Consider the following 13,251-nt stretch of genomic DNA (forward strand, 5'->3'; position numbering starts at 1 on the left):
ATTTTTAAAATATCTTTTGTAAAAATTTTTCACAAAGGTAAAAATATGACTACAGATTTAAACCACAATTTTACTTCTTTTGTCCTTTTAGAGCAAATGGATTTTGATTTTGCAAAATTGAAAAAAAAGCTAGAAGAGAAATTAGATATAAAAATAGCTGATGATAATTTTAGTGAAGAAGGGGTGATTTTTTATTATAAAAATATTTTAGTTACTTTAAATTTGATTAAGCATCCTATACCTAATAATGAAGCACAATATTATGCAAATTTTAATTTTATGTGGAAAGATGCCTTAGAGCAAACCCAAAAACATAAAGCCCATCTTCTTATAGCCGTATTAAGCCAAGATCAAAGTAAAATCGATCAGGCTAGAGTTTTTACACAAATTGCAGCTTTGTGTTTAGAAGATAAGTATGCTTTGGGTTTTTACACGGGTGCTGTTGTTTTACACCCTCGTTTTTATATAGAAAATGCAAAAATGCTAGATGATAATCGTTTGCCTGTGTATAATTGGATATATCTTAGTGTTTATCCAGGTGAAAAAGGCAATAATGCCTATACTTATGGACTTAGAAATTTTGATAAATTAGAATTTGAAGTTTGTGATGCTAATATAGAAGAAAAAGAACTTTTCTTTTGCATTTATGATATTATCTTGCATATTTTAACTTATGATATTGATTTAAAAGATAAGGATAGTTTAAAACTAGAAGGGGGTAAAAAAATAACTTTTATTAAAAGTCCAGGCTTAGGTGTTGAAGGTGAAAGTTTAAAGATTATTTTTTGAGTTTCACACTCACTTCACAGTTTTTAGTTAAACTTTTATTATAAATATAAAAAGGAGAATTTTTAATGAAATTGAAATCAATTTTACTCGCTGTTTTAGCTACTACTGTGCTTTTAGCTAAAGACATAACCATTCCTTTTAATGAACTGCCAAAAAATACCCAAGAATTTATTTTTGAAAATTTTGGAAAGGATAAAATTGCTTTAGCAAAAAAGGATAGGGATTCTTATGAAGTGGTTTTAAAGGATGGCACTGAAATAGACTTTATGCTTAATGGAGAATGGAAAGAGCTTGATGGAAAGCATAAGGCTTTACCTTATAGTATCTTGCCTTTAATTATGGAAAAAATAAGTGCGACTGAGTCAAACGCACAAATTCTTGAACTTAGCAAAAAAACTAATGGTTATAAATTTAAATTGAGTAATGGTATGGAAATTTATACTGACACTCAAGGGAATATTTTAAGAAAAAAGCTAGATTGAGTAGGATAAATTTTTGAGAAATAAATTGAAAAATATTGCTTTTTAAAAATTTCAATTGACTTAAAATTTATTTTCTCATTCAATTTAGCAATTTTTACCCAGATTATAAAAATAATCTTTAAATATCTTCAATATAATATTTAAATATAACACAAATAAAATTGTCACTTTGGTGGCATTTATATTGCTCTAGAGGCAATTTACAAAATGTTACATAAATTATCAAAAAATGCTTAAAAATTTGATAGTTTATTAACAACTATGTTACAATAGATTTATTTACGCTCTATTAAATTTTTAAGGAAAATATATGAATACTCCTAAATGGACAAGATATGATACAACATGGGTTTTATCTCTTTTTGGAACCGCAGTGGGTGCGGGGATTTTGTTTTTACCTATTAAGGCAGGTGTGGGTGGTTTTTGGCCAGTTATTGTAATGGCTTTGATTATTTTTCCAATGGTATATTTAAGTCATAGGGCTTTAAGCCGTTTTATATGTCAAGCAAGCGGCCATGATAAAGACATCACACATGCAGCAGAAGAGTATTTTGGCAGAAAGATAAGCATTTTTATTTCTGTGCTTTATTTTTTTGCGATTTTCCCCATTTGTTTAGCTTATTGTGTGGGTATAACTAATACTTTTGAAACTTTTATTTATAATCAATTTTTACCCCTTGTTGATCAAAACGGCATGCTTGCAAAGCTGATTCATACCATATATGAAACAAGCGTTAATGATCAAGGAGAAACTATAGCTAATTTACTCCCTTTTTATCGTGCTGTTTTTGCTTTTGTTTTAGTAAGTATTTTTATGCTTATTATGCTTTTTAGTGAAGAATTGATTACTAAAGTATGTGAATGGCTTGTGTATCCTTTGTGTGCTATTTTGTTTATTTTTTCTTTATACCTTATTCCACAATGGTCTTTAGAAAGTTTAAGTGTTGTGCCTAATGTGAAAGAATTTATCACTATAGTATGGTTGACTTTACCGGTTTTAGTATTTTCATTTAATCATTCTCCAGCTATTTCTACTTTTTCTTTAAGTGTAAAGAGAAAATATAATGAAAATTCTGTAGAAAAAGCCAATCAGATTTTATTTAGAACCTCTATAATGCTACTGTTTTTTGTCATGTTTTTTGTGATATCTTGTGTGCTTTCTTTAACCCCTAATGAACTAGCCCAAGCAAGAGCACAAAATATACCTGTGCTTTCTTATTTTGCTAATAAATTAGACAATCCTTTCATTTCTTATGGAGGACCTTTGATTGCATTTTTAGCTATTTCTAGTTCTTTTTTTGGGCATTATTTTGGTGCTAGAGAAGGGGCTTATGGTATAGTAAGAAAATGCTGTAAATTAGCGGGCAATCAAAACCCTAATTTAAAAACTATTGCTATTTATTCAACTTTGGTGATGTATGTTATTATGCTAATTACAGCTTATATTAACCCAAGTATTTTAGGTTTTATTGAAAGTTTAGGAGGGCCTATTATTGCTGCGATTTTGTTTTTGATGCCAATGATTGCAATTTATACGGTTTCTAAGATGAAAAAATTTCAAAATAAAGCCTTAGATGCTTTTGTATTCATCACAGGTGTTTTGACAATCATTACAGTAATTTATACTTTTTAAAGGTTTAAGCAAATGGGTAGTAATTTAAATATTTTCAAAATCGGCGTAGGGCCTTCATCTTCGCATACTTTAGGACCTATGCTTGCAGGGAATTTGTTTTGTAAAGAAGTGGCTGAAAATCTCAATGAAATCAGCAGGATTGAAGTCATTCTTTATGGTTCTTTGTCTTTAACAGGCAAGGGACATTTAAGCGATAAAGCTGTCATTTGGGGATTAAATGCTTTAGAAGCTAAAAATTTAAGTACAGCTATACAAGATGAAGTTAATAAAAATGCTATAGAAAAAGGCAAAATCAATTTTTGCGGTGTAAAAGAGCTTGATTTTAATTATAATAAAGATTTGATATTTTCTAAGGATTTTTTACCTTTACATGAAAATGGAATGCAAATTAAAGCTTATAATGATAAGGGTGTTTTAATAAAAGAACAAACTTACTATTCTGTAGGAGGGGGTTTTGTTCTCACAGCTTCGCAATTGGAGGAGAAAAATAAAAATTCTAAGCAAAATCAAAAGAAAAAATTAAATATAGAATTAAATAATGCTAAAGAGGCTTTAGAAATTTGTGATAAAAAAGGCTGGGATTTAGCAAAGCTTTCTTATGAGTATGAGTTACAATTTCACACTAGAGAAGAAATTTATGCATATTGTCTTGAGATTTGGGAAGTGATGCAAGAAGTGTATTATAATGGTACGCATCCAAAGCAAGATTATTTGCCTGGAAAACTTCATTTAAAGCGTAGGGCTAAGGGGCTTAAAGAAAGAGTGGCTACTACAACTGATCCTATGGGGATTATTGATTTTATTTCTTTATATGCCATTGCTATTGCTGAAGAAAATGCTAGCGGTGCAAAGGTAGTCACAGCACCCACAAATGGTGCTTGTGCTGTGATTCCTGCAGTGATGCTTTATCTTAAAAATCACACTATAGGTTTTAATGATGAAAAGGTTATTGAGTTTTTACTCACAGCTATGCTTATAGGATCTTTTTATAAGAAGAATGCAAGCATTAGCGGAGCGGAGGCAGGTTGTCAAGCAGAAATTGGTAGTGCTAGTTCTATGGCAGCTGCGGCTATGGCAACTGTTTTGGGTGCTAATGCTTTTAAGGCTTGTAATGCTGCTGAAATGGCTATGGAACATCATTTGGGTTTAACCTGTGATCCTGTTGGAGGGCTTGTGCAAATTCCTTGTATAGAAAGAAATGCTTTTGGAGCTATTAAAGCTATTAGTGCTGCTAGGATGGCAATGACGCGTAAATCTACCCCTATGGTCACCCTTGATGAGGTTATAGAAACCATGTATGAAACAGGCAAGGATATGAATTATAAATATAAAGAAACTTCTTTAGGTGGTCTTGCTATTAATTTAAAAACAGTGTGCTAGAGATTTTAATTTCTTTGTTTTAGGAATTTTTTTATTTCTTCTTTAGAAGAATTTTTTAAGATGCGAATTTGTTTAAAAAGCAAAGCAAGATTAATAAAACCCATAGTCAAAAGCAATAAACAAAGCATGAGAAAAAGAAGATCTAGGGTGTTAAAATCATTATTTACACCCAAGCTTGCAAAAAAGATAGTAGCTAAAAATAAAAAAACTAAAAGCGATATTTGCTTGAGTTTTGCTTCGTTAAAATTATTTGTATTTTGAGTGAAATTTCTAAAAAGTATGATATTTTTATTTAAATTTGAAATTAAAATTTCATCATTTTCTTTAAATAGCTTTTCTTTCATGCTTTGATAAAAAAAGTTTTCATTGTTTGGATTTAAATCATCTTTTAAATTGCTTAAGGTGTAATTTTTGTAAAAAAAGGATTTTGATTTGTTTTGTTTTGCTATTTTGAAAAATCTTAAATCATTTCTTGCATAAAAAAATCCATTAAAGTTCATAAATCCCATAAGTATCACTCCCTAAAAAATTCCTATAAAGGGGTTTAAAGTTCAAAGGTATTGTAACATTTTTTTCAGTATTAAAATTAGAATTTTGAAAAATTAAAAACATGTCTATTTCGTCTTTGACAATTTTAAGAAATTTTTCCCCTCCTTCATACATTAAAAATTTAGCTTCATTAGGAATTTGAGTATAAATGCGACGTTTGGGCACTTTAAACAAAGGGATATTTTTATCAAAATTTTCTAGTTTTTCGCGGCTTAAAATACAAAGATCGGGTGCTTTTGCCTGAGCAAGCCTAGAATCTAGAATGGGATGATCTTTTCTTATAGTTGATCCGCCCACTACAAGCAAATCAATCACTGATCTGATTTTATGTGCATAGGTGCGACTTAATTCATTGCTTACAATTTTACCAAAGGGTGAACCATTCATAAAAAGAGCGAGTTTAAAGAGTTTAAATTGTCCTTTTTGCCATTTTAAAAAGGGTTTTATAAGTTTTTTTCCTTCTTCTTGGAGTATTCCTAGTTCAACTTCTACGCCTTGTTTTTTTAAAAAATCCAATCCCCCTGCAGCAATTTTATTTTCATCTTTAATGCTTATAAAAACCTTTTTAAAACCTAGTTCGCTAAAGAGTTTTGCACAAGGTGGGGTTTTACCCTGATGAGAGCAAGGTTCAAGAGTGAGAAAGGCTACATTGTTTTTAAACATTCCTTGATGGTTTTTGCAAATAAACTCATGCAAGGCATTGCTTTCTTGGGGTAAAGAGCACTCAGGTTTTAGACTTTTAAAAGCATGTGCTATGGCATTTAATTCTGCATGAGCAAAGCCGGCTTTTTCATGGGCTTTGATGGCTAAAATTTTCCCATTTTGATCTAAGATAGTGCAACCCACAGCCGGATTAGGATAGGTTAAAAACTGATATTTCCAAGCCTCATTGAAGGCTAGATTCATATAAAACTCTTTCATTAATTTCCTTATGTTTTTAATTAGAATGGATTTAAGATTATAGCTTGAAAAATCTAAATCCTCTCTTTTTATAGTTTTACTTATTTAAGAATATACAAGATAGAATGTTTGAGATTTCGCGGTGGCCGGGAGAAAGGGATTCGAACCCCTGGAGGTGTGACCCTCAACGGTTTTCAAGACCGCCGCTTTCGACCACTCAGCCATCTCCCGATAAAGTTGATTTTGCCTTTTGGAGGCGACATCCGGATTTGAACCGGAGATCAAGGCTTTGCAGGCCCATGCCTTACCGCTTGGCTATGTCGCCCTGATAATATTTGAAAATGTGGTGCCCGAGGCCGGACTTGAACCGGCACGGAAGAAAAATTCCGAGGGATTTTAAGTCCCTTGTGTCTACCAATTCCACCACCCGGGCGAGTGATTATGGAGCGGGAAACGAGATTCGAACTCGCGACCCCAACCTTGGCAAGGTTGTGCTCTACCCCTGAGCTATTCCCGCAGAATTTTATGAAAGAATTAAGGTAAAATTGTAGCAAAATAAACTTAAAAGGAGTTTATTTTATCTTATTTGCAGATGTTTGTGCGTTTTAAGGTTTGATTTTGATATGTTTTTATTGCGTGTGCTTAAACCTTAAAAAGCTTTATATTTTTAAATAATTTTAGCATAAATTTTTAAATTTTTGTTATACTTTAAGCCATGCAAAAACAAAGTATTGAAAAATTGCAAAAAAACTTGCTTCTTTGGTATGAAGAAAAAGGGCGTAAAGATTTACCCTGGAGGAATTTGCAAGGTGAAAATTGTGATGAGAGATTAAAACATATTAGCAGGCCTTATGGGGTTTATATTAGTGAAATTATGCTTCAGCAAACTCAGGTAAAGTCAGTTTTAGAAAGGTTTTATTTTCCTTTTTTAGAAAAATTTCCTAATTTAAAAGCTTTAGCTTATGCAAATGAAGAGGAGCTTTTAAAAGCATGGCAAGGTTTAGGATATTATACGCGTGCTAGAAATTTAAAAAAAGCAGCTTTAGAATGCATAGAGCAATTTGAAGGGAAATTGCCTAAAGATCTTAAGAGTTTAAGAAAATTAAGTGGCATAGGTGCTTATACAGCAGGAGCTATTGCTTGTTTTGGTTATGATGAAAAAGTCTCTTTTGTAGATGCTAATATCCGTCGTGTGCTTTCAAGACTTTTTGCTTTGGAAAATCCAAGTATGCAAGAACTTGAACATAATGCAAAAGAGCTTTTAAATTTAAATTATGCCTTTGATCATAATCAAGCTTTGCTAGATATGGGAGCTTTGGTGTGTGTGAGTAAAAATCCAAAATGTGGCATTTGTCCTTTATATGATTTTTGTCAGGGTAAATTCAATCCAGAGCTTTATCCTAGGGCTAAAAAAATACTTTATCAAAATATGAATTTCAATCTTTTTTTATTTGAATTTGAAAAACAATTTGCTATACAAAAAAGCTATGATAAACTTTATAAAGGCATGTATAATTTCCCTTATTTTAAAGAAGATGAGTGTAAATTATCTCAAAATATGCATTTTTTAGGTGAGTTTAAGCACGCTTATACCAAATACAAACTCAAAATCAAGGTCTATCATCAAATTTTAAAAGAAAAAAATGAAAATTATGAATTTAAAAGTTTAAAACAACTCCAAAATACGGCACTTTCGGTGCTTTCTTTAAAGGCTTTGGATTTGATGAAGTTTTGATTTTGAGAACTTTGTTTGTGTTTTTGAGTATAATGTGGGTTTGATTTGAAGTTTTGATAGAGTAAAGATTAAAAGCCTATCATTTTAAGATATAAGATGAAATTTAAAAAAATATATATAGAATTAAGTGATATTTGTGGTTTAAAATGTGATTTTTGCCCTTCAAAAAAAGGTGTGCGGGGTGTGATGGGCTTAGAAAGGTTTGAAAATTTAGCCTTTGAAATTGCAAAAAAGGCGGAGCTTTTTACCTTCCATATTCTAGGTGATCCTTTGCTTTTAAAGGATTTGGAAAATTATTTGCAAATTGCAAAAAAACAAAACATGAGACTTGAAATCACTACGAGTGGTTTTTATTTCAATGCTAAAAACCGTTTTTTACTCCTAAAATACAATAATATCCATCAAATCAATATTTCTTTAATGGCTTTTTTTACCCAAAATAAACTTTCTTTAAAAGAATATTTTAAACCTATTTTGGAATTTTGTAAAGAACATTTTGATCAAAAAAGTCTTTCTTTTATCAATCTTAGACTTTGGAATAAGGATGCTGATTTTAAGTTTCTTAAAACAAATTTAGAAATTTATGAGCTTTTAACTAAGGAATTTAGGGTTACAATCGATGTAAATGCTAGTAAAAATCGTCTTCAAAGACATATTATCTTGCATCAAAACAAACTTTTTAAATGGCCTAATCTAGAAAATAAAGCCCTTTATCAAAAGGGTAAATGCTATGCTTTAAAAGAACAAATAGGAATTTTAAGCAATGGAACCTTAGTGCCTTGTTGTTTAGATACTAAAGGTGATATTAATTTAGGCAATGTTTTTGAAGAAGATTTTAACAAGCTTCTTAAATCTCCACGTTTAAAAGCCATTAAAAAGGCTTTTGAAAGAGAACAGCGTATAGAAAAGCTTTGTCAAACTTGCGAATTTTTTAAAACAAGATTGTAAACTTAAAAATCTTTGTTTTCTAATCTTGTTTTAAATTCTTTAATCCTTTCTATTATTTTTGGACTTAAGCGTAAAAGTATATGAGTGTTTTTATTGGTATAAATTTGTCCTGTTTTAGCTGCTTTGGTATTTGCTAATAAGGCATTGGTATTTAAAAGTTTATCATCTGCATTGATTCCAAGGATTAGCAAATCAGGATTTTGTTTGAGTATATATTCTGCTGATATTATAGGGCGGACTATGTCGCTTTTGGGGCTTAAATTTTTTATTCCTATTAATCTTAAGATATCTGCTATTAAAGAATTATCATTAAAAGCCATAAGAGGATTGCTTGAGTAAAGATAAATTGCGCTTTTATTTAGAGGATTTTGTTTTAATTCTTCTAATCCTTTTTCAAAGTCTTTTAAGAGCTTTTTACTTTGTTTTTCTTTGCCAGTAATTTTTGCAAGGATTTTTATATTGCTTTTGATTTGATTAAGACTTTGGGCTTTTAAGTTTATGCTTTTGATACCAAAGTTTTTAAGCCCTTCTTCTAGATTTAAAGAATAAGAGCTAAGGATTACTAAAGTGGGTTTTAAAGAGACGATTTTTTCAAGAGAAGGATTTGAAAAAGTCCCCACACTTGTGAGTTTTAAGCTTTGATCTTGAGGATAGATATTAAAATGTTGCAAATTCGCAATGCCAACAATTTGATCATTAGCTTGCAACATAAAAAGCGTTTCTACACTTGCAGGATCAAGAACTACTAGGCGTTCTTTAGCATTTGATATGCTTAATAATAAACTTATAATCATTAAAATTTTTTTCATTTTTATTCCTTTGAGATTAAAATATAAGGTTTAGATTTTTTATAAATAATTTCACAATTTAAATTATAAATTTCTTTTAAAATTTTTTCGGTAAAAAGTTCTTTGCTTGTTCCAAAATATTTTATTTCCCCTTCTTTTAAAAAAACTATCTTATCACAAAACATAGAAGCTAAATTTAAATCATGTAAAATAGCAAGGACTGCTATGTTTTTTTCTTTAATGAGTTTTTCACAAAGACTTAAAAGTTCCACAGCATAGTTTAAATCTAATGCTGAAGTAGGTTCATCTAAAAAAAGAATTTTAGGATTTTTTAATAAGGCCCTTGCTAAAAGCACCCTTTGAAATTCTCCCCCGCTTAAAGAAAGGATGTTTCTTTGTAAAAAATCTTGAAGGTTTAATTCTTTGGCTAATTGTTTAACTTCTATAATGTCTTTTTGGGTGTATGAACTAAAGGTGTGCTTTAAATTAGCATATTTACTCATTAAGAGTACATCCATGACTTTTAAAGGTGCGTTTAATTCTGATTTTTGAGGAACAAAGCCGCAAATTTTAGCAAATTCTTTAAGAGAAAATTTTTTGATATTAGTATTAAAAAGGCTTATTTCTCCTTTGCTTGCGTTTAAATTTTTAAGTATGAGTTTTAAAAGGGTGCTTTTGCCTGAACCATTAGGGCCTAAAATGCCTATAAAAGCTTGATTTTCGAGTTCTAGATTAATATTTTTAAGTAAAGCTTCTTTGTGGTAAGAAAAACTTAAATTTTTTATTTTTAGCATTATAAAAACCTTCTAGCATTTAAAGCAAGGTATAAAAATATAGGCGATCCAAAAAATGCTGTTAAAACGCCTAAAGGGATTTGTACAGGAGCTATGAGAGTTCTTGCTAGGGTGTCGCAAACTAACAAAAAAAGCCCTCCAAAGGCTGTGCAAAGAGGAATGACTAAGGCATTATCATAATTTTTAAGTAAAAGCCTGACTATATGAGGAATGATAAGTCCTACAAAGGCAATAAGCCCTGTAAAAGCAAGCCCAAAAGATACAGCTAAAGATGAAACAATGAGTAGATTTATCTTTAATTTTTGTGCATTAACCCCTAAATTCCTAGCCTCATCATCCCCGCTTAAAAGTATGTTTAATTCGTTTTTATAAGCATAAAAATAAAGTAAACAAAAGATCAAAGGTAAAATGAGTATTTTGACACGAAACCAAGAGGCTAAATCTATATTTCCCATAAGCCAAGCTACGATTTTAAAAGAATCCTCTCCTATAAGATAGGTGAAAAAAGAAGTAAAAGCGCCCAAAAAAGATGAAGTAGCTATACCTATGATAAGTAAAGTGGCTATAGAAGCTTTAGAAGAGATTTTAAAAACTACTAATGCAAAACAGCTTGAAGAAATAAAAGCTATAATTCCATAATAATAATCAGGCAATTGAAATAAATACGCCAATACTGCTCCAAAGGTTGCTGCAGATGCTATGCCTATAATATAAGGATCAGCTATGGGGTTTGCAAAGACATTTTGGGTAATAGCCCCACTACTGGATAAAAGCATTCCAATTAAAATAGCCATTATAACACGCGGTAAGCGTCCTTCTAGGATGATTTGACGTGAGATTTCATCCTCACTAAAAATATAAGAGAGAAGTTTAATGGGATTTAAATTCTCATCTCCTAAGCAAAGGGCTGTTAAAGAAGCGATACAATAAGCTAAGAAAAGCCCTATAATGAGTAAGTTTTTAGAATATGTATTTAAATTCGACATAATAATTTCTACCATTTCCTATTAAATATTGATCATTAATGCTATCTTCATAGGTGTAATATCTTTTATCAAAAAGATTGCGAATCCCTGCTAAAACTTCTAAATTGTGGTGATTATAACTCATACCTATATCTGTTAATAAATAGTCTTTTATCCAAGAATTTCTAGACATTTTTCCTGTTTTTTCATTGATTATCCCTCCATCTTTAGCCCTAGAAAAATATGTTAAATCTATGAAGCTTGAGAGTTTTTTACTCCAAGCGTATTCTACTCCTGCTGTGGCTTTTATTTTAGATACATAAGGGATTTGAAGTCCTTTATTGATGCCTTTAGAAATTTTAGCATCAAGATAAGTTAAGCTTTGTTTAAGCATTAAAATATCATCTAAAAAATTTTGATTTAGGTTTAATTCCATTCCTAAACGGCGTGTTTGATCTATATTATAATATCGCCAAAACGCGCCATTTATCGCATGGGGGTTTCCAAGATAAGAAATTTCATCCTTGCTTAGGGTATAAAATAAAGTCATATTAAAACCGTAAAAATCCCACCAAAAATCATCAATGCCTAGTTCAAAGGTATCAAAAATTTCAGGATTTAAATCAGAAGGATAGTATTTTTGAGTTTTTTGATCTTTGTTTATAAATTGTGCAGGACTTGGTGAAATAAAGCCTCTTTCGTATTTGATGTAGAGTTTACCTGTATTAGAATATTGAAAACTAGGGGTGAGTTCAAAGGCAAAATTATCGCTTGTATCTTTTGTGTTAAATAAGTCAGTAGTATTTTTTTCTTGTTGCATGATTTTCATTTTGCTGGTGTAATTTTTATCAGTATTATAAAGGCTGTATTCATATCTTATACCACTTAAGATATTAAAGCTATCATTTAATTCTTGAGAATCAAGAATAAAAACAGAATGGCTTTGTTTGTTCATATCCATAAGCGTTGTCATAATATGATCCATTTGGAAGTTTAAATTATTTATATCGTAGTGGATAATGCTTGTTCTTTTTGCATGATGGTTTGTAAATTCGTAGCCAAAAATAAGATAAGAATTGTTTGTATAATTAAATTTGTTTTTTAAATTTATACCTGTGAGGCTATCTTTAAAACCGCTTCCATCTTGATATATAGGAAAAGTTAATTTTTGATAATTTATTTTAGAAAGGTCTTTTAAATATTTGATTTTTTGGTTTTGCCAAAAGCTTTGAAGATGGAATTCCCATATTTGATCAAAATAATAATGATAATCTAAAGAAATTTCAGGTTGATGGGTTTGGGTGATGGTGTCATTATTGCCTTTTTGTCTAGGATTGCTTTGTATTTGTGCTTTGCTTAAATATCCAGTGCTTGTATTTTTGCTTTGAAAATAATTATAACTTAGGCTTAGATCGCTATTATCATTAATATTTATATTTGTTTTGGTATTGATAAAATAACCTTTTTCATTGTAGCCTTCTTGAAATCCGTCACGATTAAAGCCTTGTATATTGAAATTTAATGCTAAATTTTCATTGATATTTTTACTTCCGCTGATGCCTAAATCTCCGCTAAGTTTAGTATGATCATAACGAGTGTTTTTAAGATTTAAGGCAAAAAAATCTGAACTTTGTTTTTTTGTAATGATATTTATCACGCCTCCTCTAGTACCATTACCATAAAGCACAGATCCACCCCCTGGTATGATTTCTATACGCTCTATATTATCTAAATTGACATTTTGTAAAGCAGTAGTGCCATGAGAATTATCAAGCATATTAATACTGCGTCCATCAATCATAACTTTTACAGCTATATTTGCTTTGTTTCCTTGTCCTCTTATATCGATATTGCGTCCTAGTCCAAAATTCACAAAACTAATGCTTGAAATTCTTTCTAAAGCTTGATCTAAGGTATTAAATCCTCTTTTTTGTAAATCTTTCCCATCGATAATGATGGTATTGCGTAAATTGCTATTTGCATCTTGTTCAAAACCTGTTGCACTTACAATGATTTTTTCTAAATTAATAGTTTCATTTAATTCTTGTGCATTTGCATTAAAAATCACTAGCAAAGTAAGTAAAGATAAGGGAAAAATTTTTTTATTTTGATGCAAAATTACTCCTTATAAAATAAAATAAATAATGATAATTTATATCATTATATTTTGAAATGAAATTTATCCTTTATTCACTTAATTTAGTATAAATTTTTGTTGAAATAATAATTTATGTGTTTTTAAGTCCTTTTTAATTTGATAATTGATACCATTTTTACTAATATTTTAT

At 30.2% G+C, this 13,251-nt stretch carries 12 protein-coding genes and 4 tRNA genes; 6 read left to right on the forward strand and 10 right to left on the reverse strand.

The features are described from left to right. Window positions 1-45: 45 nt before the first annotated feature. The 4 genes from GRQ01_RS04475 (at window position 46) to GRQ01_RS04490 (ending at window position 4,284) form a co-directional block, all read left to right on the forward strand. Complete coding sequence (locus tag GRQ01_RS04475) at window positions 46-789, forward strand: DUF4261 domain-containing protein (protein ID WP_158334628.1); 744 nt, start codon at window positions 46-48, stop codon at window positions 787-789. Window positions 790-854: 65 nt separating this feature from the next. Next, a complete protein-coding gene (locus GRQ01_RS04480; protein ID WP_158334629.1) occupies window positions 855-1,271 on the forward strand; it encodes a PepSY-like domain-containing protein in 417 nt (138 codons plus the stop codon). Between the two features lie 310 nt (window positions 1,272-1,581). Further along, the gene (locus GRQ01_RS04485; RefSeq protein WP_158334630.1) at window positions 1,582-2,904 is read left to right on the forward strand and encodes an aromatic amino acid transport family protein; all 1,323 of its coding nucleotides are present in this window, start codon (window positions 1,582-1,584) and stop codon (window positions 2,902-2,904) included. 12 nt (window positions 2,905-2,916) lie between these two features. Next, complete coding sequence (locus GRQ01_RS04490) at window positions 2,917-4,284, forward strand: L-serine ammonia-lyase (protein ID WP_158334631.1); 1,368 nt, start codon at window positions 2,917-2,919, stop codon at window positions 4,282-4,284. Between the two features lie 5 nt (window positions 4,285-4,289). Here GRQ01_RS04490 and GRQ01_RS04495 read toward each other — a convergent pair whose 3' ends face one another. The 6 genes from GRQ01_RS04495 to GRQ01_RS04520 form a co-directional block, all read right to left on the reverse strand. Further along, window positions 4,290-4,793 (reverse strand): hypothetical protein, encoded by a 504-nt coding sequence (locus tag GRQ01_RS04495; protein ID WP_158334632.1) that lies wholly within the window; start codon window positions 4,791-4,793, stop codon window positions 4,290-4,292. After that, the gene (ribD, locus tag GRQ01_RS04500; protein WP_158334633.1) at window positions 4,774-5,754 is read right to left on the reverse strand and encodes a bifunctional diaminohydroxyphosphoribosylaminopyrimidine deaminase/5-amino-6-(5-phosphoribosylamino)uracil reductase RibD; all 981 of its coding nucleotides are present in this window, start codon (window positions 5,752-5,754) and stop codon (window positions 4,774-4,776) included. Before ribD ends, GRQ01_RS04495 begins: the two co-directional genes overlap by 20 nt. Window positions 5,755-5,876: 122 nt before the next feature. Continuing rightward, window positions 5,877-5,964 (reverse strand) — tRNA-Ser (locus tag GRQ01_RS04505). Between the two features lie 20 nt (window positions 5,965-5,984). Continuing rightward, window positions 5,985-6,058: transfer RNA gene (locus GRQ01_RS04510), tRNA-Cys, on the reverse strand. A gap of 19 nt (window positions 6,059-6,077) precedes the next feature. Then, window positions 6,078-6,166: transfer RNA gene (locus tag GRQ01_RS04515), tRNA-Leu, on the reverse strand. Between the two features lie 9 nt (window positions 6,167-6,175). Next, window positions 6,176-6,250: transfer RNA gene (locus GRQ01_RS04520), tRNA-Gly, on the reverse strand. Between the two features lie 198 nt (window positions 6,251-6,448). Between GRQ01_RS04520 and mutY the strand changes: the two genes are divergently transcribed. Beyond that, window positions 6,449-7,468, forward strand: a complete 1,020-nt coding sequence (mutY, locus tag GRQ01_RS04525) for an A/G-specific adenine glycosylase (RefSeq protein WP_158334634.1) — start codon at window positions 6,449-6,451, stop codon at window positions 7,466-7,468. Between the two features lie 96 nt (window positions 7,469-7,564). Next, window positions 7,565-8,416, forward strand: a complete 852-nt coding sequence (locus tag GRQ01_RS04530; protein ID WP_158334635.1) for a radical SAM/SPASM domain-containing protein — start codon at window positions 7,565-7,567, stop codon at window positions 8,414-8,416. Window positions 8,417-8,418: 2 nt separating this feature from the next. Here GRQ01_RS04530 and GRQ01_RS04535 read toward each other — a convergent pair whose 3' ends face one another. From GRQ01_RS04535 to GRQ01_RS04550, 4 genes are read right to left on the reverse strand one after another with little or no spacing between them, the layout of a single operon-like run. Beyond that, entirely contained in the window at window positions 8,419-9,225 is an 807-nt protein-coding gene (locus GRQ01_RS04535) for a helical backbone metal receptor (RefSeq protein ID WP_158334636.1), read from the reverse strand. A gap of 2 nt (window positions 9,226-9,227) precedes the next feature. Then, window positions 9,228-9,998, reverse strand: coding sequence for an ABC transporter ATP-binding protein (locus GRQ01_RS04540; protein WP_158334637.1), 771 nt, complete (start codon window positions 9,996-9,998; stop codon window positions 9,228-9,230). After that, the gene (locus tag GRQ01_RS04545) at window positions 9,998-10,984 is read right to left on the reverse strand and encodes a FecCD family ABC transporter permease (protein WP_158334684.1); all 987 of its coding nucleotides are present in this window, start codon (window positions 10,982-10,984) and stop codon (window positions 9,998-10,000) included. Before GRQ01_RS04545 ends, GRQ01_RS04540 begins: the two co-directional genes overlap by 1 nt. Beyond that, window positions 10,959-13,079 carry a TonB-dependent receptor gene (locus GRQ01_RS04550; protein WP_158334638.1) on the reverse strand — a complete coding sequence of 707 codons (2,121 nt, stop codon included), beginning with the start codon at window positions 13,077-13,079 and terminating at the stop codon, window positions 10,959-10,961. The genes GRQ01_RS04545 and GRQ01_RS04550 overlap by 26 nt, the downstream gene beginning before the upstream one ends. Window positions 13,080-13,251 lie beyond the last annotated feature (172 nt).

Origin of the sequence: Campylobacter bilis, assembly GCF_016806695.1 — a bacterium.
Lineage (GTDB): Bacteria > Campylobacterota > Campylobacteria > Campylobacterales > Campylobacteraceae > Campylobacter_D > Campylobacter_D bilis.